Annotated in this window: 16 protein-coding genes; 14 read left to right on the top strand and 2 right to left on the bottom strand. The window is 69.3% G+C overall.

Annotation, left to right across the window (positions count from 1 at the left end):
* The first annotated feature begins 8 nt into the window (after nt 1-8).
* The 4 genes from ACZ44S_RS06495 to ACZ44S_RS06480 are packed head-to-tail and all read left to right on the top strand — an operon-like array spanning nt 9 to nt 5,825.
* On the top strand, nt 9-1,667 hold the full coding sequence (locus ACZ44S_RS06495; protein ID WP_466925126.1) for an ABC transporter substrate-binding protein: 1,659 nt from the start codon (nt 9-11) through the stop codon (nt 1,665-1,667).
* Nucleotides 1,664-3,181: a GH39 family glycosyl hydrolase gene (locus tag ACZ44S_RS06490; RefSeq protein WP_466925124.1), complete on the top strand. Its 1,518-nt coding sequence runs from the start codon at nt 1,664-1,666 to the stop codon at nt 3,179-3,181. Before ACZ44S_RS06495 ends, ACZ44S_RS06490 begins: the two co-directional genes overlap by 4 nt.
* Nucleotides 3,178-3,861, top strand: coding sequence for a hypothetical protein (locus ACZ44S_RS06485; RefSeq protein WP_466925122.1), 684 nt, complete (start codon nt 3,178-3,180; stop codon nt 3,859-3,861). The genes ACZ44S_RS06490 and ACZ44S_RS06485 overlap by 4 nt, the downstream gene beginning before the upstream one ends.
* Nucleotides 3,858-5,825: an alpha-glucuronidase gene (locus ACZ44S_RS06480; protein WP_466925121.1), complete on the top strand. Its 1,968-nt coding sequence runs from the start codon at nt 3,858-3,860 to the stop codon at nt 5,823-5,825. The genes ACZ44S_RS06485 and ACZ44S_RS06480 overlap by 4 nt, the downstream gene beginning before the upstream one ends.
* A 49-nt stretch (nt 5,826-5,874) precedes the next feature.
* Here the strand turns inward: ACZ44S_RS06480 and ACZ44S_RS06475 are convergent, their stop codons facing one another.
* Complete coding sequence (locus tag ACZ44S_RS06475; protein WP_466925120.1) at nt 5,875-9,687, bottom strand: GH92 family glycosyl hydrolase; 3,813 nt, start codon at nt 9,685-9,687, stop codon at nt 5,875-5,877.
* A gap of 674 nt (nt 9,688-10,361) precedes the next feature.
* On the opposite strand from ACZ44S_RS06475, the gene ngcE reads away from it, so the two are divergent.
* The 9 genes from ngcE to ACZ44S_RS06430 all read left to right on the top strand — a co-directional run bounded on the left by ngcE (nt 10,362) and on the right by ACZ44S_RS06430 (nt 22,458).
* The gene (gene ngcE, locus ACZ44S_RS06470; protein ID WP_466925204.1) at nt 10,362-11,705 is read left to right on the top strand and encodes an N-acetylglucosamine/diacetylchitobiose ABC transporter substrate-binding protein; all 1,344 of its coding nucleotides are present in this window, start codon (nt 10,362-10,364) and stop codon (nt 11,703-11,705) included.
* 7 nt (nt 11,706-11,712) lie between these two features.
* On the top strand, nt 11,713-12,774 hold the full coding sequence (locus ACZ44S_RS06465) for a carbohydrate ABC transporter permease (protein WP_466925119.1): 1,062 nt from the start codon (nt 11,713-11,715) through the stop codon (nt 12,772-12,774).
* Entirely contained in the window at nt 12,771-13,679 is a 909-nt protein-coding gene (locus ACZ44S_RS06460; RefSeq protein WP_466925117.1) for a carbohydrate ABC transporter permease, read from the top strand. The genes ACZ44S_RS06465 and ACZ44S_RS06460 overlap by 4 nt, the downstream gene beginning before the upstream one ends.
* Nucleotides 13,680-13,911: 232 nt before the next feature.
* Nucleotides 13,912-15,123 (top strand): ROK family transcriptional regulator, encoded by a 1,212-nt coding sequence (locus ACZ44S_RS06455; RefSeq protein WP_466925116.1) that lies wholly within the window; start codon nt 13,912-13,914, stop codon nt 15,121-15,123.
* A 120-nt stretch (nt 15,124-15,243) separates the two neighbouring features.
* Complete coding sequence (locus tag ACZ44S_RS06450) at nt 15,244-16,356, top strand: ABC transporter substrate-binding protein (protein ID WP_229853653.1); 1,113 nt, start codon at nt 15,244-15,246, stop codon at nt 16,354-16,356.
* 181 nt (nt 16,357-16,537) lie between these two features.
* A complete protein-coding gene (locus tag ACZ44S_RS06445; protein ID WP_190164873.1) occupies nt 16,538-17,329 on the top strand; it encodes an ATP-binding cassette domain-containing protein in 792 nt (263 codons plus the stop codon).
* The gene (locus ACZ44S_RS06440) at nt 17,326-18,618 is read left to right on the top strand and encodes a sugar ABC transporter permease (RefSeq protein ID WP_466925115.1); all 1,293 of its coding nucleotides are present in this window, start codon (nt 17,326-17,328) and stop codon (nt 18,616-18,618) included. The genes ACZ44S_RS06445 and ACZ44S_RS06440 overlap by 4 nt, the downstream gene beginning before the upstream one ends.
* Before the next feature lie 263 nt (nt 18,619-18,881).
* Nucleotides 18,882-20,807, top strand: a complete 1,926-nt coding sequence (gene dxs / locus ACZ44S_RS06435) for a 1-deoxy-D-xylulose-5-phosphate synthase (protein WP_466925113.1) — start codon at nt 18,882-18,884, stop codon at nt 20,805-20,807.
* Nucleotides 20,808-20,955: 148 nt separating this feature from the next.
* The gene (locus ACZ44S_RS06430; protein ID WP_466925112.1) at nt 20,956-22,458 is read left to right on the top strand and encodes an amino acid permease; all 1,503 of its coding nucleotides are present in this window, start codon (nt 20,956-20,958) and stop codon (nt 22,456-22,458) included.
* Between the two features lie 295 nt (nt 22,459-22,753).
* Here ACZ44S_RS06430 and ACZ44S_RS06425 read toward each other — a convergent pair whose 3' ends face one another.
* Nucleotides 22,754-23,125, bottom strand: coding sequence for a PIN domain-containing protein (locus ACZ44S_RS06425; protein ID WP_466925110.1), 372 nt, complete (start codon nt 23,123-23,125; stop codon nt 22,754-22,756).
* A 67-nt stretch (nt 23,126-23,192) separates the two neighbouring features.
* Between ACZ44S_RS06425 and ACZ44S_RS06420 the strand changes: the two genes are divergently transcribed.
* On the top strand, nt 23,193-24,209 hold the full coding sequence (locus ACZ44S_RS06420) for a PLL family lectin (protein ID WP_466925108.1): 1,017 nt from the start codon (nt 23,193-23,195) through the stop codon (nt 24,207-24,209).
* Nucleotides 24,210-24,224: the final 15 nt, after the last annotated feature.

Below are 24,224 nucleotides of genomic sequence, written 5' to 3'. Positions count from 1 at the left end.
AGTCCTCCGTGCAGAACACCGGCCAGCTCTCACGGCGCCAGATCCTCGGCGCCGCCGGCTTCATCGGTCTCGCCGCACTCACCGGCTGCGGCAGCGGCGGTGACGGCGACGGCGCCAAGGACCTGTCCAAGAAGCGCAACGGCGCCATGAAGAACTATCGTGCCGGCCAGCAGTTCAAGGCCACCGAGCCGCTGTCCTTCACCATCCTGCACAACAACAACCCGACCTACCCGATGAAGGACGACTGGCTGTTCTGGAAGGAGGTCACCCGGCGCACCGGTGTCACCTTCAAGGCCACCCCGGTCCCGCTGAGCGACTACGAGAAGAAGCGCAGCCTGCTCATCGGCGCGGGCGACGCCCCGTACCTCATCCCCAAGACCTATCCCGGCGCGGAGACCGCGTTCGTCTCCTCGGGCGCGATCCTCCCGGTCAGCGAGTACATCGACCTGATGCCCAACTTCCGGGACAAGGTGAAGAGATGGAACCTCCAGCCGGAGGTCGACTCGCTCCGCCAGTCCGACGGCAACTACTACCTGCTGCCCGGACTGCACGAGAAGGTGAGGCAGCAGTACTCGCTGTCCTTCCGCACCGACATCCTCGACAAGCACGGCCTGAGCCTGCCCACGACCTGGGACGAGGTGTACACGACCCTCAAGGCGCTCAAGGAGGAGTACCCCGACCGCTACCCGCTCACCGACCGCTGGAGCAACAACACCCCCTTCCCCGCAGGAGCGCTGTTCCAGTACCTCGGCCAGGCGCACGGCGTCCGGGCCGGCTGGTCGTACCTGAACACCAGCTGGGACGCCAAGGCGCAGAAGTTCGTCTTCACCGGCGCCAGGGACGCCTTCCGCCAGGTCGTCGAGTACCTGCACAAGCTGGTCGCCGAGAAGCTCATGGACCCCGAGAGCTTCACCCAGACCGACGAGGAGGCGGTCAGGAAGCTGCTGGCGGAGAAGTCCTTCGCGATCAGCGCCAACCCGCAGGAACTGGTGCAGAACTACCGCTACAACCTCGAGAAGCAGGTCAAGGGCGCCACCATCGAGATGATCCCGGTGCCGGTCGGCCCCGCCGGTCCGGTCGTCCTCGGCGGCGGCCGCCTGGAGAACGGCATGATGATCTCCAGCAAGGCGCTGGAGAGCGACGACTTCGTCGCCCTGATGCAGTTCGTGGACTGGCTCTGGTACTCCGACGCCGGCCAGGAGCTGTGCAAGTGGGGCGTGGAGAACACCACGTTCACCCGCTCCGGCCCCGGGGAGTACGAACTCAAGCCCGGCATCAGCCTCATGGGCTCCGACCCGGACGCCCCCAAGGACCTTCAGAAGGACTTCGGTTTCTACAACGGCGTGTTCACCTACGGCGGCAGCTGGGCCCTGGTCTCCTCCTCGTTCAGCCCCGACGAGAAGAAGTTCACCGACGCGATGGCCCGGCGCGAGGCGCTGCCCACCGACCCGCCGCACCCCCTGCGCGCCGAGGAACAGGAGCAGGCGACCCTCTGGGACACCCCGCTGAAGGACCACGTCACCCAGAACGCCCTGCAGTTCGTCCTCGGCAAGCGTCCGCTGTCCGAGTGGGACGACTACGTCGAGGAGCTGAAGGCCAAGAACATGAACCGGTTCATCGACCTGCACAACCAGGCCTACGAGCGGTTCAAGAAGGACAACGCGTGATCCACGTCCCCGCACAGCCGGACGGCCGGCTGTCCGGCGCCTGGCGGAGCTGCGTCGGCACCGGCCGCCTCGACCTCGCGCTGCGCCGCGACTACCAGGACTCCCTCGCCCTCCTTCAGCGCGACATCGGCTTCCGGTACCTGCGCGGCCACGGCCTGCTCAGCGACGGCATGGGCATCCACCGCCCCTACGAGTGGCAGGGCGCCCGCCGCACCCATCACTCGTTCACCTACCTCGACCAGGTGATCGACACCCTCCTCGGCCTCGGTGTCCGCCCCTTCCTCGAACTCGGCTTCATGCCCGACGCACTGGCCTCCGGGCAGCAGACGGTCTTCTGGTGGAAGGGCAACGTCACCCCGCCCGCCGACGAGAAGGAGTGGACGGACCTGGTCCGCGCCGTCCTCGCCCACCTCGTCGACCGCTACGGCGCCGACGAGGTCCGCACCTGGCCCGTCGAGGTGTGGAACGAACCCAACCTGCCCGCCTTCTGGCCGGACGCCGACGAACAGGCCTACCACCGGCTGTACGAGGCGACCGCGCACGCCGTCAAGGACGTGGACGCCGAGCTGATGGTGGGCGGCCCGGCCGTCTCACCCGGCGCCGACGGCTGGCTGGAGCGGTTCGCGGAGTTCGCCGAACGGCGGGACGTCCCCGTCGACTTCGTCTCCCGGCACGCCTACAGCTCCGGACCCGCCCAGCAGGTCCCCTTCGGCGTCCACCAGACCCTGACCCCGGCGAGCGGCCTCCTCGACCAGTTCGCCGAACCGCGCCGGACCCTCAAGGGCACCCGGCTGGAGGGCCTGCCCGTCCACATCACCGAGTTCAACTCCTCCTACCGCCCCGACAACCCCGTCCACGACACCGCCTTCCACGCCGCCTACCTGGCCCCGGTCGTGGCGGCCGGCGGCGACCACGCCGACTCCTACTCCTACTGGACGTTCAGCGACGTCTTCGAGGAGACCGGCATCCCGACCGCGCTGTTCCACGGCGGCTTCGGCCTGCTCACCCACCGCCAGGTGCGCAAACCCACCTACCACCTGTACGCCTTCATGGCCCGCATGGGCGAGCAGCGACTCGCGCGGGGCGAGAACCACCTGGTGACCCGGCACGCCGACGGCCGGGTCACCGTCCTCGCCTGGGCCCCCGTCGACCTCACGGGGGAGACCCCCGGCCCGGACCGGCACACCCTGCGCCTGTCCCTCCCGGTCGGCACGGCACCGCGCGGTACGGCGTTCGCCCGCCGCTCCTCCGTCGACGAGGAGCGCGGCAACGCCTACGGCGTCTGGCGGCACATGGGCAGCCCGCGCTCCCCGCGGCCCGGGCAGTTCGACGTCCTGCACGAGGCCTCCGAACCGGCCCGCGCCCACCACCGGCTGCCCGTCGAGGGCGGCCGCGTCGACCTCGCCCTCACCCTGGCCCGCCACGAGATCACCCTCGTCGAGCTGACCCCGGTCGACGACGAGACCCCGCCCTGGTGGGACGAGCGGCGGCTGCTCGGCCGGGAGGCGCCATGAGCACCGCACCGGCCGACACCTTCGGCGCCGGCCCGCTCTCCCGCGCGGCCGCCCTGATCCACACCCTGGTCGTCGTCGAGGCCCTGCTGCTGCTCACCGCGGCGCCGGGCCTCGCCGGCCTGTTCCTGCTCGCACCCCACCCCGCCAACCTGCCCCTCGCCGCCCTCTGCCTGCTGCCCCTGGGCCCCGCCGTCTCCGCGGCCCTTCACGCCCTGCACCACCGCAGTGCCGACCTCAGCGCACTCCACCCCTCCCGCGCCTTCCTGCGCGGCTGGCGGCTCGGCGCCCTCCCCGTGCTGAAACTGTGGACGCCGCTGCTCGCCTGGCTCACGGTGATCGCCTTCACCCTGACCCACTTCGCCGCCACCGGTCTGCCCGGCTGGTGGGCGGCCCTGCTCGCGCTGATCGGCACCGGCTCCCTCCTGTGGGGCGCGCACGCCCTGGTGCTCACCACCCTGTTCACCTTCCGGGCCCGCGACACCGCCCGCCTCGCCGCGTACTTCCTGTTCCGGCACCCCCGTGCCACCCTCGGCGCCCTCTCGCTGCTGATCCTGACGGCCGCCGGCACCGCCCTGCTCACCGAGGCACTCCCCGCCCTCCTCGCCGCCCCGCTGCTGCTCTCCCTGCTGCGCAGCAGCCGCCCGGTGATCACCGAGACCCGGGAGGAGTTCACCGCATGACCGGGACGACGTACTCGGCGGACTTCGACGCGGCCTGGCTGCCGCCGGCCGCGTTCCGGGCGGTCGGCAGCCGGCGCACGCTGCTACGCGCCGGCGACGGGCCGTGGACCGACACGGTGCACGGCGAACTGGCCGACGCCTGCAAGTGGTTCGGCGGCCGGATCGTGCGGGACGGTGGCGAGGACGCCGAGCTGGTCCTCGAAGCGGCCGACGCACCGGACGACGAGAGCTTCACGCTTGCACGCCGGGACGGTGTCACCACCGTCACCGCGTCCGGCGGACGCGGGCTGCTGTACGGCCTGTTCCACGTCGTACGGCTGGGCGAGGACGCCTTCGCCGGTGAACGGGCCCGCGAGGAGCACCGGCCGGCGTACGCCACGCGCATGCTCGACCACTGGGACAACGTCGCCGTGCACCCCGTCATGGGCCAGGTCGAACGCGGCTACGCGGGCGGTTCGCTGTTCTGGGCGGACGGCAGGGCGCGCGGCGACCTGGACCGGGTGCGGGCGTACGGCAGGCTGCTCGCCGCGTGCGGGATCAACGCCGTCGCCGTCAACAACGTGAACGTGCACGCGACCGAGGCGCGTCTGCTCACCGACCGGATCACTGACGTGGCCGCGCTCGCCGACGTGCTGCGTCCGTACGGCATCCGCACCCATCTGTCGGTCACCTTCGCGGCTCCGACGGTGCTGGGCGGCCTGCCCACCGCCGACCCGCTGGACGAGGCCGTGCGCGGCTGGTGGGCGGAGGCGACCCGCCGGGTGTACGAGGAGATCGGCGACTTCGGCGGGTACGTCGTGAAGGCCGACTCGGAGGGGCAGCCCGGCCCCTTCGCCTACGGCCGCTCGCACGCCGACGGCGCCAACATGCTGGCCGCCGCGCTGGAGCCGTACGGCGGCACGGTGCACTGGCGGGCCTTCGTCTACGACCACCATCAGGACTGGCGGGACCGCACGACCGACCGCGCACGGGCCGCGTACGACCACTTCACCCCGCTGGACGGCGCGTTCGCGTCCAACGCGGTGCTCCAGGTCAAGCACGGGCCGATGGACTTCCAGGTGCGCGAGCCGGTCTCCCCGCTGATCGGCGCCATGCCGGACACGCGGCTCGCGGTGGAGTTGCAGGTCACGCAGGAGTACACCGGACAGCAGCGGCATGTGTGCTGGCTGGGGCCGATGTGGAGCGAGGTGCTGCGGTTCCGGCCGGACGGCGAGGTGAGCACCGGGCGGCTGGCGGACGGGCTGGTGGCCGTGTCCAACGCGGGCGACGACCCGTTCTGGACCGGCCACCCGCTCGCCCAGGCCAACCTCTACACCTTCGGGCGGCTGGCCTGGGACCCGGCGGCGGATCCACGGGCCGTCCTCGACGAGTGGATCGCGCTGACCCACCCGGGGGCACCGGAGCGGCTGGCCGAGGGGCTGCACGCGGTGCTGGACGGCTCCTGGGCGACGTACGAGAAGTACACCGCGCCGCTCGGCGTGGGCTTCATGGTGCAGCCCGGCCACCACTACGGGCCGAGCGTCGACGGCTACGAGTACAGCCCCTGGGGCACCTACCACTTCGCCGACCGGGACGGCGTCGGCGTCGACCGCAGCACGGCGACCGGCACCGGTTACGCCGGGCAGTACGCCGCGCCGTGGGCCGAGGTGTACGAGTTCCCCGACACCTGCCCGGAGGAGCTGCTGCTGTTCTTCCACCATGTGCCGTACGGCCATGTGCTGCCCAGCGGGAAGACGGTGATCCAGCACATCTACGACACCCATTTCGAGGGTGTCGAGGAGGCCGAGGAGGCCCGCCGGATGTGGGCGGGCCTCGCGGATCTGGTGGAACCGGCACGTCACGCCCGCGTGGCCGAGCGGTTCGAGGAGCAGCTGCGCAGCGCCCGTGAGTGGCGCGACCAGATCAACAGCTACTTCCTGCGCAAGTCCGGGGTGCCGGACGAGCGGGGACGGACCATCCACTGAAAAAGGGCGGGTCCGGGCGATGCCCGGGCCCGCCCCTGTGCGCCGGTGGTCAGCTCAGCAGTTCCACCTCCGTCAGCGCCGCCTCACCGGTCAGCACCAGCCGGTAGTGGCCGTAGGCCTTCGGCGCGTCGATGGAGAAGGCGCGCAGCTGCCGGTCCCAGCGGAAGGACTCGTCCGTCCGCCGGTCCAGGTCCGTCCACTTCTCCCCGTCGGCCGAACCCTGCAGCACCCAGCCCTTGGGCGCCTTGGTGTGGTCCGAGGACGTCAGCGTGTACTGCACCGCCTTGGTGTCCCCGGTGACGGGCAGCTCCACGGTGGACACCGTGGCACCGGTCGCCGACGTGTTGTCGAACAGCTCGCCCTCGCCCTTCAGGGCGTCCTTACGGGGCGTGGGCACCTCGTCGTCCTGGGCGATCGACACGGGAGCCGCGTTCTTGCCGGTGCCCCACGACGAGGGACGCGAGCCCATGTCGAACTCGAGGACCCCTCCCTTGGCGATCACCGAGTGCGGCAGCGACGTGGAGTTCCAGCGCTTGCCGTTGACCTTCAGACCCTGCACGTAGACGTTCTTCGCGCTGTTCCTGGGCGCCTTGACGACCAGCTCGCGGCCGTTCTCCAGGTGCACGGTGACCTTCTTGAACAGCGGGGAGCCGATGGCGTACTCGCCACTGCCCATGACCAGCGGGTAGAAGCCGAGCGAGGAGAACAGGTACCAGGCCGACTGCTCGCCGTTGTCCTCGTCGCCGTGGTAGCCCTGGCCGATCTCACTGCCGGTGTACAGGCGGGACAGCACCTCGCGCACGCTCTTCTGCGTCTTCCAGGGCTGCCCGGCCGCGTCGTACATGTACAGGGCGTGGTGGGCCACCTGGTTGGAGTGGCCGTACATGCCCATCCGGACGTCCCGGGCCTCGATCATCTCGTGGATGACACCGCCGTAGGAGCCCTTGAGCTCCGGGGAGGCCGTCTCGGGTGTGGACAGGTACTCGTCGAGCTTGTCGCCGAGTCCCTTGCGCCCGCCGTACAGGTTGGCCAGTCCGCGGCTGTCCTGCGCGGCGGTGAAGGCGTAGCCCCAGCCGTTGGTCTCGGTGTAGTCGTGACCCCACACGCGCGGGTCGTACTTCGAGGACTCCACCCGCCAGTCGCCCTTGAGGTTCCTGCCCTGGAAGAACCCGGCCTCGGAGTCGAAGAGGTTGACGTAGTCCTGGGCGCGGTCGAGGAAGTACGCGGACTCCTCCTGGTAGCGCTTCTCGCCGGTCTTCTCGTGGAGGGCCTGGCCCATCTTCGCGATGCCGTAGTCGTTGAGGAAGCCCTCCAGCGCCCACGACAGGCCCTCGTGCGTCTCCGTGCTCGTGTAGCCGAGGAAGGGCGAGGTGGCCATGCCCTTGCGGCCCACACCGGACGACGGGGGCACGACGGTGGCGTTCTTCACCGCCGCGTCGTACGCCGCCTCCGCGTCGAAGTCGACGCCCTTGACGTACGCGTCCGCGAACGCGACGTCCGAGGAGGTGCCGGTCATCAGGTCGGCGTAGCCGGGGGAGGACCAGCGGGAGGTCCAGCCGCCGTCCTTGTAGTGCTGCACGAACCCGTCGACCAGCTCACCGGCCTTGGACGGGGTCAGGAAGGAGTACGCCGGCCAGGTGGTGCGGTAGGTGTCCCAGAATCCGTTGTTGACGTACACCTTGCCGTCGACGATCTTGGCGCCGGTGTGCGTCGGGGTGTCGGGCCCTTCCGCCTTGGAGAAGGGAGAGGCGTACTTGAACGTGCCGTCCACCTTCTCGTGGCCCGAGTTCGGGTACAGGTACAGCCGGTAGAGGCTGGAGTACAGCGTGGTCAGCTGGTCGGGGGTGGCGCCCTCGACCTCGACCTTGCCGAGGATCCGGTCCCACCGGCGCTGGGCGTCCCGCTTGACCTTGTCGAAGGAGGCGCGCTTCGGCAGCTCCTGGCGCAGGTTGTCCTTCGCCTGGTCGACGCTGATCAGCGAGGTGGCCAGGCGCAGCGTCACCGTGCGGTCCTTGCCCGCGTCGAAGCGCAGGTGGCCCTTGAGGCCGCTGGAGTCACCGCCGGTGACCTCGCTGTCGAACTCGCCGTGGACGAACAGCCGGGTCGCGCCCGTGGAGAGGCCGGACTTGACGTCCGAGTAGCCGGTGAAGGTGCCGTTGTCCTTGTCGAGGGTCAGACCGCCCCGGTCCGGGACGTTCTCGTCGCCGGCGTTGTCGAACAGCACGCTCGCGTCGTCGCCCGGGAAGGTGAAGCGCATCATCGCCGCGTGGTCCGTCGGCGTCATCTCGGCCTTCAGGCCGTTCTCGAACCGCACTCCGTAGTAGTACGGCCGCGCGGTCTCGTTCTCGTGGCGGAAGGCCAGCTCGCGCGCCTCACGTCCGAGGTCCGGGGTGCCGGAGGCGATCGAGGGCATCACCTGGAAGGTCTGCCGGTCGCCCATCCAGGGGCTGGGCTCGTGGCTCGCGCTGAACGCCTGGATCGTCGGGAGGTTGTCGTCGTTGTTGCCGCTCGCGTAGTCGTACAGCCAGCTCGTCGACCTGGCGTTGGTGACCGGGGTCCAGAAGTTGAACCCGTGCGGCACGGCCGTCGCGGGGAAGTTGTTGCCGCGCGAGAAGCTGCCGCTGGAGTTGGTGCCCCGGGTGGTCAGCGCGTAGTCGGACAGATGGGGCTTGGGCCGCTCGGGGCGCACCCGCTTCAGCTCCACGTCGTCCAGCCAGCCGCGGAACTTCGCCGGGCCCTTGGGGGAGTCGTACGCCACCAGGATCCGGTCGACGGTCTTTCCGGCGGCGACCGAACCGATCGCCGAGCGCACGCTGTTCCACTGGTTGACGTACAGCACCTTGGAGTCGCCCTGGCCGCGCGGCGTCAGCGGGAAGCCGTGCTGGTCGGTCGCCTTGAGGCCGCTCAAGTAGGTGCCGTCGGTGAAGGCCAGGTCGACGGAGACGTTCGTGGCGTCGTAGTCGAGCTCGCGGTCCGACATCCACGGGAAGATCTTGTACGACAGCTCCGTGCGACGGTCGACCTTCACATCGACGTCGAAGACCTTGTTGTACGAGTACGCCCGGCCCTCCGTGGTGTGCCGGCCGGCGTATCTGAGGGCCCGCTTCCCGGTGAAGCCGGCGTCCGCCTTGGCCGTCGGTGAGCCGGCGGGGCCGCTGTCGACGAGGGAGAGCATGTCCTTCGGTATCGGGTCGGCGACGCCGGTGGACAGCTGGATCTCGGCGAGCTGGAGGGCGTCGTTCGCCCCGTTGTTCTTGGTGAACTCCAGCCGCCAGTGCGCGAACTCGGCCGTCTCGGCGAGGTCGTACGTCCTGGTCTGGAAGCGCTCCTCGAAGGCCTGCCCGGAGCGGGTGTCCACGGTCTGCCAGGTCTCGCCGTCCGCCGAGCCCTTCAGCGTCCAGTCCACGGGGTCGCGTTCGTCGTGGTCGTTGGCCGAGGTGAGGGCGTACTTGACGATCTTCTTCGGTTCGTTCAGGTCGAACTCGATCCAGCCGGTCGGTGCGAAGGTCAGCCACTTGGTGGCGGACTCGCCGTCGAAGAGGTTGCCCTTCACCTCCTTGCCGCCCGTGTTCTCCCCGCTGGCGCGCACCCCCGTGACGTGCTCGGTGACATTGCCCGGGATGCCGGACGTGAACCCGCCGTCCACACCCGAGGCACGCTTCTCGCCGTCCGGTGCGGTGTCGACGGTGTTCTGCCAGTCCGGGGCGGGGTCCCCGGACTCGAACGACGACGCGAACTCACGGTCCGCCTTCGGCGGCGCCTGGGGCAGCGCCACCGCGACGCCCTGCGAGCCCGCGGCCAAAGCGAAGGCGGTCGTCGCGACGACCGCCGTGCTCCATCTGTGCCGAACCCTCTGTTCCATGCGCGAGCACCCTCCCTGCGCTGGACAACGTTGTCAATCAAAGTGCGCAAGGACCAGTAGTGGGCCAAGTGGCCCATGGTGTCAAGGGGTTGAATGTGGCATTCAGGCCCGGTGGTAAGGACATTTCCACAACGGAACACGCCGGACGCTCATATTTCCGCGAGGTCTCAACTCGGAAAAGACGTATGAGGAACCTTGCATTTGATCTTGCTCCGTCCGCGTGAAGTGGACTATACCTGTCGGCACTCCGGGGCATCTTCACCGCACCCGACCTTGTACGGCCGCATTTCCTGCACGACCCAGCTTGACCCGAACGCGGTGCCGGGGAGGATCCGGTTCACCGCCTGAGTCCTGGAGAAGGCGAGGACTTGAGCATGGGATCCACCACCGGCGTAGGCCATCGCGATCCGATCAGGCGGAGCGCGACCGCCGCTCCGGCCCCGGCGACTGTTGTGCCGGCATCGCTCAGCTGATCATCGGGGCCGCGCCGCGGCTCCGAGACGACGGCGACAACGCCCCCCGTGCGGCCGGCGCAGGACCGGTCCGGCCGCGGCGGGCGCACACGCAGCACACCCGTACAGATCCAATCGATCAGTGAGGATGCAGAGATGACCATTCGTGCCGGATCTCTCGACAGGCGGACGCTCCTGCGCGGGGCCATCGCCACCGCGGCGATGGGCTCGTTCGCGGTCGCGTGCAGCTCTCCCTCCAGCAAGGACAGCGACGGCGACGGCGGCCCGAAGGGCGAGAAGAGCGCCAAGAACCCGTTCGGTGTCGCCGCGAACTCCACGGTCGAAGCGGCCATCTTCGACGGCGGCTACGGCACCGACTACGTCGACTACACCAACCAGGTGCTCAGCAGCCAGGTCAAGGGCCTCAAGGTCCAGGTCGAGCCGGTCGTCGACATCGCCCCCCAGCTCCAGCCCCGCTTCGTCGGCGGCAACCCGCCGGACCTCATCGACAACTCCGGTGAGGACCAGATCGGCTTCCTCGGCATCCTCGACCAGCTGGAGGAGCTCGACGACCTCTTCGAGGCCAACACCTACGAAGGCAAGAAGATCGCCGACATCGTCTACCCCGGCGTCAAGGTCCCCGGCACGTTCAAGGACAAGTTCGTCGCGCTCAACTACGTGATGACCGTGTACGGCGTCTGGTACTCGAAGACGCTCTTCGAGGAGAACGACTGGACCCCGCCGAAGACCTGGGACGAGGCGCTCGACCTCGGCCAGAAGGCGAAGAAGAAGGGCAAGTACCTCTTCGTCCACGGCAAGGAGGCGGCGACCTACTACCGCACGCTCCTGATCGACTCGGCGATCAAGGAGGGCGGCGACGAGGTCCGGCTCGGCCTGGAGAACCTGGAGAAGGGCTGCTGGTCGCACCCGGCCATCCAGGGCGTCATCAAGGTCATGGAGACCATGGTCAAGCAGAAGATGTTCGTCCCCGGTGGCTCCGGCACCCAGTTCCAGAAGGCGCAGGCGATCTGGAGCAACGACCAGAAGGCGCTGCTCTACCCGTCCGGTGGCTGGATCGAGAACGAGATGAAGAAGGCCACGAAGGCGGACTTCCAGATGACCGGATTCCCGTCGATGACGCTCACCGACAAGCCGGCGCTGCCCTACGAGTCGCTCCGCGCGGCTGCCGGCGAGCCGTTCATCGTGCCCAAGCAGGGCAAGAACCCGGCCGGCGGCAAGGAAGTGCTGCGGGCGATGCTGTCGGAGAAGGCGGCCGCCAACTTCTCCAAGTCGAAGCTGGCCCCGACGATCGTCAAGGGCACCGTGCCCGCCGACGGCTACGGATCGACGGCGCTCGTCTCGCAGACGACGATGCTGGAGGCCGCGGGCACCAACATCTTCAACTACATGTTCGTCGAGACCTACGGGATGAACACCGACCAGCTGGTGCCGTGGAACTCGTTCCTCGCCGGTGACCTCGACGGCAAGGGGCTGACCTCGGCCCTGCAGAAGATCTCCGACAAGGTCCGGGAAGACGACTCCGTCGACAAGGTCAAGGTCAGCTAGCACCGCGATGAAGGACACGATCCCCACTGCCGAAACCGCGAGCCGCCGGCCCGAGCCGGCCGCTCGCGGCGGGCGGCCACGGCGCCGCAAGCTCACGTTCGACCGGGTGACGTTCTTCCTCGCGTTCCTCGGTGTCCCGCTGGCCATCTTCGTGATCTTCGTCCTGATCCCGTTCGGCCAGGCGATCTTCTGGGCCATGACCGACTGGCGTGGCTTCAGCCCGGACTACAACTTCGTCGGCTTCGACAACTTCACGAAGATGTTCCAGGACGACATTTTCCTGAAGGCGTTGCGCAACGTCGCACTCCTCGCGGTCTTCGTGCCGCTGGTGACCCTGACGCTCGCCCTCGGGGTCGCCGTGGCCATCACCCTGGGCGGGCCGAGCAAGGGCCCCGTCCGAGGGATCCGGGGAGCGTCCTTCTACCGGATCATCTCGTTCTTCCCCTACGTCGTGCCGGCGATCATCGTCGGTCTGATCTGGGCGCAGATGTACGACCCGAACGCCGGACTGCTCAACGGCGTCCTCACGGGCCTGGGCCTCGACCAGTTCGACACGTTCGCGTGGCTGGGCGAGAAGGCGACGGCGATGCCGTCCGTGATGTTCGTCATCATCTGGGGGCTCGTCGGGTTCTACGCGGTGCTCTTCATCGCCGCGATCAAGGGCGTTCCCGCCGAGCTGTACGAGGCGGCGAGGATCGACGGGGCCGGCCGGCTGCGCACCACGATCTCGATCACCCTGCCGGCGATCCGGGACAGCGTGCAGACGGCGTACATCTACCTGGGCATCGCCGCCCTCGACGCGTTCGTGTACGTCCAGGCGATGGTGCCGAACGGCGGCCCGGACAACTCGACCCTGACCATCAGCCAGCGTCTGTTCAACGTCGCTTTCGCCAAGCAGCAGTTCGGCTACGCCACCGCGATGGGCGTCGTCCTCGCCGTCGTCACCCTGGTGTTCGCGGCGCTGGTGTTCCTCGTCAACCGCCTCACCGGCGGCGGCGAGGGCGAGAGCAGGAGGAAAGCACCTGGGTCCAGAGCTCGGCGTGCCGCAGCCAAGGGAGGTGCCGGGTGAGCGTCATCGCCGCCGACCGGAAGCCGGCCAGTGACCGTAAACCGGCGAGAGACCGGAAGCTGACGCGCGTCGCCGCGAGCAGCGACCGCAGATTCGCGGCGATCTCGCACGCCCTGCTGATCCTGTGGTCCGTGATCGTGATCGTGCCCATGCTGTGGGTGCTGATGTCGTCGTTCAAATCGACCGGCGAGATCCTCTCGTCGCCGTTCTCGCTGCCGGATCACTGGCGGATCGAGAACTACGCGAACGCATGGACCGACGCGAATATCGGGAGGTATTTCCTCAATTCCGTGATCGTCGTGGTCTCGGCACTGATCCTGGTGATGCTGCTCGGCGCGATGTGCGCCTACATTCTCGCCCGGTTCGAGTTCCCCGGCCGCCGGCTGATCTACTACGTCATGCTCGCCGGCCTGACTTTCCCGGTCTTCCTGGCGATCGTTCCGCTCTTCTTCCAGTTGCAGAACTTCGGTCTGCTGAACACGCGGTTCGGACTGATTCTCACCTATGTCGCGTTCGCGCTGCCGTTCACGATGTTCTTCCTCTATTCGTTCTTCCGGTCGCTGCCGCACGACGTGTACGAGGCCGCGCTGATCGACGGTGCCGGGGACTGGCGGGCGTTCTTCCAGGTGATGCTGCCGATGGCCCGCCCGGGCATGGCGGCGGTGGCGATCTTCAACTTCCTGGGCCTGTGGAACCAGTTCCTGCTGCCGGTGGCGCTCAACACCGACCAGGACATGTGGGTCCTCACCCAGGGCATGGCCGCCTACGCGTCCTCGCAGGTCTACGACATCGACTATGGCGCGCTGTTCGCGGCGATCGTGATCACGGTGGTGCCCGTACTGATCGTGTACTGCGTCTTCCAGCGGCGGATCGCCGGTTCGGTGTCACAGGGTACCTTCCGCTGACGCCCACCGCCGCTCCACCCGTCGTACGCAGGGGTCCGGCCCCGGAGAGACAGCTCTCCGGGGCCGGACCCCTGTGGCGTACCGCCGGTAGTCGGCCGTGGGCACGGCCTGGAACCGATTTCTGTCAAGGTCTTGACGCCACTGGGCGATTCATCGGAGCTTGGAGTTCATAACTTGTACAAGGTCCCGTCGCCCCAGGGTGACGCGGGCCCAGGGATGAGGGTGAGAGTCAATGGAGACTCCGGGGTCGCAGTCGTCGCTGCACCGAGCCAACCTGGAGCGGGTCGTCCGAGCAGTACGTCTGGCGGGTTCTCTCACCCAGGCGGAGATCGCGAGGACCACGGGCCTGTCCGCGGCCACGGTCTCCAATATCGTCCGGGAACTGAAGGACGGCGGGACGGTCGAGGTCACGCCCACCTCGTCGGGCGGCCGCCGGGCCCGCAGCGTCTCGCTGAGCGGGGACGCCGGCATCGTCATCGGCGTCGACTTCGGGCACACCCATCTGCGGGTCGCGGTCGGGAACCTCGCCCATCAGGTGCTGGCCGAGGAGTCCGAGCCGCTGGACGTGGACGCCTCCTCGACGCAGGGCTTCGACCGGGCGGAACAGCTGGTCAGCCGGCTGATCGAGGCGACCGGGGTGGACCGTTCCAAGGTCGCCGGGGTGGGCCTCGGCGTACCCGGTCCGATCGACGTGGAGTCGGGCACGCTGGGCTCGACCGCGATCCTGCCCGGCTGGACCGGCACCAAGCCCGCCGAGGAGCTGCGGGGGCGGCTCGGCGTGCCGGTGCACGTGGACAACGACGCCAACCTGGGCGCCCTCGGCGAGATGGTCTGGGGCAGCGGCAGGGGCGTGCGCGACCTGGCGTACATCAAGGTCGCCAGCGGTGTCGGCGCGGGTCTGGTGATCAGCGGGAAGATCTATCGCGGCCCGGGCGGCACCGCGGGCGAAATCGGACATATTACACTCGACGAATCCGGCCCTGTGTGCCGCTGCGGCAATCGCGGCTGCCTGGAGACGTTCGCGGCGGCGCGCTATGTGCTCCCGCTGCTCCAGCCCAGTCACGGCACCGACCTGACGATGGAAGGCGTCGTCAGGCTGGCACGGGACGGAGACCCGGGCTGCCGTCGGGTGATCGCCGACGTCGGCCGCCACATCGGCAGTGGAGTCGCCAATCTCTGCAACCTGCTGAACCCGAGCCGGGTGGTGCTCGGCGGTGATCTCGCCGAGGCCGGCGAGCTGGTGCTCGGGCCGATCCGGGAGTCCGTCGGCCGCTATGCGATCCCCAGTGCGGCACGTCAACTGTCCGTTCTCCCCGGGGCACTTGGGGGCCGTGCGGAGGTGCTCGGAGCGCTCGCTCTCGCACTGAGTGAGATGGGCGATTCGACTCTTTTGGACGGTACTGCGACGGGGTCACTCGCCGCCGTCGACCCTGCCTTCACTTAGAGAACGGATGGCACCGTTGCCATCTCGTTAAGGATTTACTTCTTGACGTCGCACGTGTGGCCGAGTTGACTTCCAGCCACCTCGGCCGCAACGACGCGGCCTCGTCAGGGAGGTTTCTGAATGAACACGCGTATGCGTCGTGCTGCTATCGCCATTGCCGCGGGTGCCATGGCCGTCTCGCTCGCTGCCTGTGGCAGCGCCGAGGAGGCGGGCGACAAGAAGGACAACGGCGGTTCCGCCGCCAAGGGCGATGACATCAAGGTCGGTCTGCTCCTGCCGGAGAACCAGACCGCGCGGTACGAGAAGTTCGACAAGCCCTTGATCGAGAAGAAGGTCAAGGAGCTCACGAACAACAAGGGCGAGGTCGTCTACGCCAACGCCAAGCAGGACGCCAGCCTGCAGAACCAGCAGGTCGACACGATGATCACCAACAAGGTGGACGTGCTCATCGTGGACGCGGTGGACTCCAAGGCCATCGCCGGCTCGGTGAAGAAGGCCAAGGACCAGGGCATCCCGGTCGTCGCCTACGACCGCCTCGCCGAGGGCCCGATCGACGCCTACACCTCGTTCGACAACGTGACGGTCGGCAAGACGCAGGGCGAGGCCCTGCTGAAGGCCCTGGGCGACAAGGCCAAGGACGGCCAGATCGTCATGATGAACGGCTCCTCCACCGACCCGAACGCCGCCATGTTCAAGGAGGGCGCCCACTCCGTCCTCGACGGCAAGGTGAAGGTCGGCCGCGAGTACGACACCAAGGAGTGGAAGCCGGAGAACGCCAACGCCAACATGGAGGGCGCCATCTCCGCCCTCGGCAAGGACAAGATCGTCGGCGTCTACTCCGCCAACGACGGCATGGCGGGCGGCATCATCACCGCCCTGAAGGCCGCCGGCATCGCCGACATCCCGGTCACCGGCCAGGACGCCGAACTCGCGGGTGTGCAGCGCATCGTCACCGGTGAGCAGTACATGAGCGTCTACAAGCCCTACCCGCAGGAGGCGGACGTCGCCGCGGAGATGGCCGTCCTGCTCGCCCAGGGCAAGTCGCTGGACTCCCTCGCCAAGGACAAGGTCGACAGCCCCACCACCAAGGGTGTGCCGTCGGTCCTCGTCCCGGTCGTGTCGCTGACCCAGGAGAACATCAACGACACCGTGATCAAGGACGGCATCTACACCGTCCAGGAGATCTGCACGGACAAGTACAAGGCCGCCTGCGACAAGATCGGCCTCAAGTAAGCAGTCCCCAAGTCCCGTGACAGACGAGGGAGTCCGTGACCCGGACTCCCCGACGGGACGACTGCCACGCGCTTCCGCCGGCGCCCCGCACACATCAGCCCCGCAAGCTACGCGGGGCGCCGGACGGAACAACCCCCCAAATTCTCTGCACAACCTCCCGCCGGGTCAGGCGGCGAAGGAGATGGTTCACGTGTCCGCTACGCCCGTGCTGGCGTTGCGCGGGGTCTCCAAGCGGTTCGGTGCCGTCCAGGCGCTCACCGACGTAGAGCTTGAGGTCCACGCCGGTGAGGTGGTCGCCCTGGTGGGCGACAACGGAGCCGGAAAGTCCACCCTGGTCAAGACGATCGCCGGCGTGCATCCCATCGATGAGGGCGTCATCGAGTGGGACGGCCGGAAGGTTCAGATCAACAGGCCGCACGACGCCCAGAACCTGGGCATCGCGACGGTCTACCAGGACCTCGCGCTGTGCGACAACATCGATGTCGTCGGCAACCTCTACCTGGGACGGGAACTGCGCCGGCGCGGTGTCCTGGACGAGGTCGAGATGGAGCGCCGCTCCCGCGAGCTCCTCGACACCCTCTCGATCCGCATCCCCAGCGTCCGGATCCCGATCGCCTCCCTCTCCGGAGGACAGCGCCAGGTCGTGGCCATCGCCCGGTCCATGCTCGGCGAGCCGAAGCTGGTGATCCTCGACGAGCCCACCGCCGCCCTCGGCGTCGAGCAGACCGCCCAGGTCCTCGACCTGGTCGAGCGGCTGCGCGAGCGCGGTCACGCGGTCATCCTCATCAGCCACAACATGGCCGATGTGAAGGCCGTGGCGGACAAGGTCGCCGTGCTGCGGCTCGGCCGCAACAACGGCGTCTTCGAGGTCAAGTCGACCTCGCAGGAAGAGATCATCTCCGCCATCACGGGCGCCACGGACAACGCCGTGACCCGTCGTGCGGCGCGCACCAATGGGGAGATCAAGAAGTGAGCACCGAAAAGACCTCCGCCCCCGCCGAGGACCACGCCGTGGAGAACCCCGAGGCGGCCGCCGCCGCGGTCACCGTGGTCGACCCCCGGCTGCTGGTCCGTGAGCAGGGCTTCCTGGGTTACTGGAACGAGTTCAAGCGGAAGATGAAGGCCGGTGACCTCGGCTCCATCCCCGTCGTGGTCGGCCTGGTGATCATCTGGGCCATCTTCACCAGCCTGAACTCCAACTTCCTCACCGCCGGCAACTTCTCGGACATGTCCGTCGCCATGGTCGGCACGGGCATGATCGCCGTCGGTATCGTCTTCGTCCTGCTGCTCGGCGAGATCGACCTGTCGGTCGGCTCGGTCAGCGGTGTCGCGGGCGCGGCCTTCGCGGTCATGAGCGTCACCCACGGGATGAACGAGATCCTGGCCCTGGTGCTGGCGATCCTCACCGGCACGGTGGCCGGCGCCATCCACGGCTTCATCTTCGCCCGCATCGGCGTCCCGGCGTTCGCCGTGACCCTGGCCGGACTGCTGTTCTGGCAGGGCTTCATGCTGCAGATCCTGGGCAGCAACGGCACGATCAACCTCGACTCCGAGGGCCTCGTCGTCAAGCTGACCAGCTACTACTTCACCGATGTGGCCGCCGCGTACGGCCTGGCGATCGTCGCCACCGTGGGGTACTTCCTGCTGGCGTTCTTCGACAACCGCCGCCGCGAGGCCGCCGGTGTGCCGTCCCGCCCGCTGAACGAGATCATCGTGCGGACCGTGCTGCTCGCCGTCCTGGCGTTCGTCGTCGCGATCGTCTTCAACCAGTACAAGGGCCTGCCCCTGGCCGTGGTGATCTTCCTGGCCTTCCTGCTCCTCACGGACTTCGTGCTGCGCCGCACGTCCTACGGCCGCAAGGTCTTCGCGCTCGGCGGCAGCGTCGAGGCGTCCCGCCGCGCCGGTATCAACGTGGAGATGGTCCGGATCTCGGTCTTCGCGATCGCCGGTACCTTCGCCGCGATCGGCGGTCTGTTCGTCGCCTCGAAGATCGCCTCCGCCAACCAGGGCGCGGGTACCGGTGAGTTCCTGATGAACGTCATCGCCGCGGCCGTCATCGGTGGTACGTCGCTCTTCGGCGGTCGCGGCCGCACGTGGGACGCGCTGCTCGGTGTGATGGTCATCATCTCGATCACCTACGGTCTGGCACTGGAAGGCATCGCCTCGCCGGTGCAGTACATGATCACCGGTGGTGTGCTTCTGGCGACCGTCGTCATCGACGCGGTCACCCGTAAGACGCAGAAGACCGCAGGGCGCGCGTAGCGGGGCGGCTGCCGGTCCGCTGTGGTCGACCGCGCCCACGCGGCGGAGCCGCCCATCGATCGAGCCCCGCGCCCCTGACGGCGTTGCTGTTGCCCGGTGCCTTGACGGCGCCGGGCAACACGCGTGTCGTGGGGTTGATGCAATCGGGGTACTGCTGATCGGGTGATGTACGACGCACCGCCCGGAGTCGTCACGGCGGAGCGGAACATTAGACTCGACCCGCCCGGCAACAGCTCGATCAGCTCTACTGCAAGGAGGCACGGGTGCCGCTGCTGACCCGCATCAGGGGACCGCGCGATCTGGACCGGCTCAGCCCGGAGGAGCTCGTCCAGCTGGCCGGGGAGATCCGGACCTTCCTCGTCGACGCGGTCTCCAAGACCGGCGGCCACCTCGGCCCCAACCTCGGTGTGGTGGAGCTCACCATCGCCCTGCACCGGGTCTTCGAGTCACCCAAGGACAAGGTGCTCTGGGACACCGGCCACCAGTCCTACGTGCACAAGCTGCTGACCGGCCGGCAGGACTTCTCCAAGCTGAAGATGAAGGGCGGCCTGTCCGGCTACCCCTCGCAGGCCGAGTCCGAGCACGACGTCATCGAGAACAGCCACGCCTCCACGGTGCTCGGCTGGGCCGACGGCATCGCCAAGGCCAACCAGATCATGAAGCGGGACGACAGCCACGTCGTCGCGGTCATCGGCGACGGCGCGCTCACCGGCGGCATGGCCTGGGAGGCACTGAACAACATCGCCGACGCGAAGGACCGCCCGCTCGTCATCGTCGTCAACGACAACGAGCGCTCCTACTCGCCCACCATCGGCGGCCTCGCCAACCACCTCGCGACGCTGCGCACCACCGACGGCTACGAGCGCTTCCTGACCCGCACCAAGGACCTCCTGGAGCGCACCCCGGTCGTCGGCAAGCCCCTCTTCGACACCCTGCACGGCGCCAAGAAGGGCCTGAAGGACTTCATCGCCCCTCAGGGCATGTTCGAGGACCTCGGCCTGAAGTACGTCGGCCCCATCGACGGCCACGACATCGAGGCCCTGGAGTCCGCGCTGGCCCGGGCCAAGCGCTTCAACGGCCCGGTGATCGTGCACTGCCTCACCGAGAAGGGCCGCGGCTACCAGCCCGCCCTCCAGGACGAGGCGGACCGCTTCCACGCCGTCGGCAAGATCCACCCCGACACGGGTCTGCCGATCGCCACCTCGGGCGCCGACTGGACGTCCGTCTTCGGCGAGGAGATGGTGAAGCTCGGCGAGGAGCGCGAGGACGTCGTCGCCATCACCGCCGCCATGCTCCAGCCGGTCGGCCTGGACAAGTTCGCCAAACGCTTCCCCGACCGGGTCTACGACGTCGGCATCGCCGAGCAGCACGGCGCCGTCTCCGCGGCGGGCCTCGCCCACGCCGGCGTGCACCCCGTCTTCGCCGTCTACGCCACCTTCCTCAACCGCGCCTTCGACCAGGTGCTCATGGACGTGGCCCTGCACAGGTGCGGGGTGACGTTCGTGCTCGACCGGGCCGGCGTCACCGGCACCGACGGCGCCTCCCACAACGGCATGTGGGACATGTCGATCCTCCAGGTCGTCCCCGGGCTGCGGCTGGCCGCCCCGCGCGACGCCGACCAGGTCCGCGCCCAGCTGCGCGAGGCCGTCGCCGTCGACGACGCCCCCACCGTGGTGCGCTTCTCCAAGGGCGCCGTCGGCCCCGCCGTGCCCGCCGTGGGCCGCGTCGGCGGCATGGACGTCCTGCGCGAGCCCGGCACCGACACCCCCGACGTGCTGCTGGTGTCCGTGGGAGCGCTCGCCCCGATGTGCCTGGAGATCGCCTCCCTCCTCGACCGTCAGGGCATCTCCACCACCGTCGTCGACCCGCGCTGGGTCAAGCCCGTCGACGAGGCGATGGCGCCGCTCGCCGAGAAGCACCGCGTCGTCGTCACCGTCGAGGACAACTCGCGGGTCGGCGGTGTCGGCTCCACGATCGCCCAGGCCCTGCGCGACGCCGGCGTGGACGTGCCGCTGCGCGACTTCGGCATCCCGCCGCGCTTCCTCGACCACGCCTCCCGCGCCGAGGTCATGGCCGAGATCGGGCTGACCGCACCCGACATCGCCCGCCAGGTCACCGGCCTGGTGGCGAAGCTGGACGGCCGGTACGAGCCCTCCACCGCCGACGCGGTGGAACCGGCCCGCGACTGACCCGCACCACGCGTCGCCCGGATGGGCCGCCCGTGCCACTGTGAAGAGTGGCGCGGGCGGCCCGTCTGCGTGAAGCCCGCCGCGCCGGGGCATACGACCCTACGCCCCCTCTCGATCATGTCGAGGACGACAAGCGTGGGAGGTACCCGTGACAAGCCCCCTCTTCCGGACGAAGAAGGTGGAGCAGTCCATCCGCGACACCGAGGAACCGGAGCATGCGCTCAAGAAGTCCCTCTCCGCGCTGGACCTGACCGTCTTCGGCGTCGGTGTCATCATCGGCACCGGCATCTTCGTCCTCACCGGTACGGTCGCCAAGGACAACGCCGGACCGGCCACGGCCCTGGCGTTCGTGGTGGCCGGTGTCGTCTGCGCGCTCGCCGCGCTCTGCTACGCCGAGTTCGCCTCCACCGTCCCGGTGGCGGGCTCCGCCTACACCTTCTCCTACGCCTCCCTGGGTGAGCTGCCCGCCTGGATCATCGGCTGGGACCTGGTCCTGGAGTTCGCACTCGGCACGGCGGTGGTGGCGGTCGGCTGGTCGGGTTACATCCAGTCGCTCATGGACAACGCGGGCTGGGAGATGCCGGCGGCACTCGGCAGCCGCGAGGGCTCCGACGTCTTCGGGTTCGACATCCTCGCCGCCGCCCTGGTGCTGGTGCTCACCGGCATCCTCGTGCTCGGCATGAAGCTGTCCGCCCGGGTCACCTCGATCGTCGTCGCCATCAAGGTGACCGTGGTCCTCGTGGTGATCATCGCGGGGGCCTTCTTCATCACCGCCGACAACTACGACCCGTTCATCCCGGACTCGAAGCCGGTGCCCGCCGGGGACAGCCTCGATTCGCCGCTCATCCAGTTGATGTTCGGCTGGGCCCCGGCCAACTTCGGCGTGATGGGCATCTTCACCGCCGCCTCGGTGGTGTTCTTCGCCTTCATCGGCTTCGACATCGTCGCCACGGCCGCCGAGGAGACCAAGAACCCGCAGCGCGACATGCCCCGCGGCATCCTCGGCTCCCTGTTCATCTGCACCCTGCTGTACGTCCTGGTGTCGATCGTCGTCACCGGTATGCAGCATTACAGCGAACTGTCCGTGGACGCCCCGCTCGCGGACGCCTTCAAGGCCACCGGGCATCCCTGGTTCGCGGGCTTCATCAGCTTCGGGGCCGCCGTCGGCCTGACGACCGTCTGCATGATCCTGTTGCTCGGGCAGACCCGGGTCTTCTTCGCGATGAGCCGCGACGGGCTGCTGCCCCGGTTCTTCTCCCGGGTCCACCCCCGGTTCAGGACGCCGCACCGGCCCACCATCCTGCTCGGTGTCGCCATCGCGATCCTCGCGGGCTTCACCCCGCTGAACGAGCTGGCCGCGCTGGTGAACATCGGCACGCTGTTCGCCTTCGTGATCGTCGCCATCAGCGTGATCATCCTCCGCAGGACCCGGCCCGACCTGCACCGCGCCTTCCGCACCCCGTGGGTGCCCGTGCTGCCGATCGTCTCGGTCTGCGCGTCCCTGTGGCTGATGCTGAACCTGCCCGCCGAGACGTGGGTCCGCTTCGGCATCTGGATGGCGGTCGGCATCGTCGTGTACTTCCTCTACAGCCGCACCCACAGCCGGATGGCCCGGGCCCCGGAGGAGACCAGCACCCCACCCACCCGCTGACAACCCGCCCCCGGCCCCGTGCCCCGCGCCCCGAGTGGCCACGGGGCCACCCCATGCCCGGCCCGCACCACTCGCCGCCCGCGCCGGACGGCCCGGAGGACATGAACGGGGCCCCTGGGGAGCGGGCCTGTGGCGCGTCCGTGCTGGGTGGGTGGCCGGTGTCCGGGGTGTGTTGGGGGTGCGGTTGCGACTGGCTGGTCGGGGGTGTTCGGGGCCGGCCGGGGCTTGGGGTGTCGGGTCGCACGGCGGGCGGGTCCTCGGGGGCGGACGCGGTGCTCGCCAGGGGGAGCCGGGGTCAGGGGCGGGCCGTGCGGGGGCCCGTGGTTTCGGCGCCGAGGGCGGTGACCCTGCGGCGCAGTTCGCGGTCGGCCGTGACGACCAGGACCGGGCGGTCGCCCGCCTCGGCGACCAGGGCGACCATGTGGTCGTCGCCGCTGCCCGGGGCGGACTCCACGCGGACGCCCGGCACCGACTCCACCCCCCGGGCCGCTCCCTCGACCACCAGGACGATCTCCACGGGCCCGGAACGGCCGGGCAGGCCGTCCGCGGCCAGCCGGTCGCGCAGGCGCTCCGCGGCGCCCCGGCGGTCCCGCCACCATCCGTCGGGCACCGACCCGACGACATTCGCGGCGTCGACGATCACGAGCAGGGCGGCGGTGTCGTTCATGCGGCCAGGGTCCCACGCGGGGCCGCCCCGCCCGCGCCCCGCGAACCGCCTTGCATAAGGTGAAGTGGTGAACGGCGACTGGCTCCTCCGCGGCCGCGACGGCCGCCTCACCGTCTACCTGCCGTCGGACGACGCCGTCCTGTGCCGAGCGGAACTCGCGCCCGGCGGCGCCTGGGAGCCACCCCGCAGGATCGGCGGCGACCAGCAGCTGTGCCCGGGACCGGCCGTCGGCCAGGGCGCCGACGGCTACGCCCATCTGGTCGCCTGGCGGCCCACCGCGAACGGTGAGGCCGGCCTGGTCCACTCCACCCACTTCCGCCCCCGGCTCGCCCCGCTGGACTGGATCCCCGTCGGCCACCCCGACAAGAAGGGTGAGCGCACCGGCACCCCCGCCGTCGCCGTCGACGACCGGGGCCGCGCCCATGTCTTCGTCCGTGACCAGGGCGGCGGCGTGAGCTTGCTGGCGCAGAAGGAGAAGGGCGGCTGGGAGCCGTGGGCCCGGCTCGGCGGAGAGGACGTGCACGAGGAACTCGCCGCCGTCACGGGGGAGTCGGGCCGGGTCGAGCTGTACGCGGCCGGTCCGGGCGGGATCCTGCACTGGCGTCAGCAGAAGTCGGGCGAGCGGCCGGTGCGGGCGGAGGGCGTCGACGTACCCGTACGGCCGGGCACCCTGCGCGCCCTGGCCACGTCGGCCGAGCACACCACCCTCTTCTTCACCGACGAGCGCGGGGAGGTGTGCGCATGGCGCCCCGGCGACGCGCCCGTCCCCCTGATCGCCGCGGCCGGTCCCGGCCCGGTCTCCGCCGTGCGCTGTGACATCGACGGCCACGACTGCACCGTGCTGGCCCAGCGTTCGGCGAGCGGCCGGGTCGCGTTCGCCGCGTACCCCACACAGCAGGAGTCCGCCGGCGCCTGGTGGACCGAGTCCGGTCCCCAACTGCCCGCCGAAGCAGTGGTGTCCGTCGCCCTCGACGAGCACGACGAGATCGTCGCGGCCTCCCTCGCCCCGTCCACCGGCACCCTCCTGCTCACCCGCCGCAAGGACGAGCCGGGGCTGGCTCTTCGGGCGTGGCGGGAAGCCTGAGCCCGGACGGTGGTG

It is taken from the genome of Streptomyces malachitofuscus (assembly GCF_055571035.1).
The sequence above is the reverse complement of the archived record's forward strand: the minus strand, read 5'-3'. Positions and strand labels throughout refer to the sequence as shown.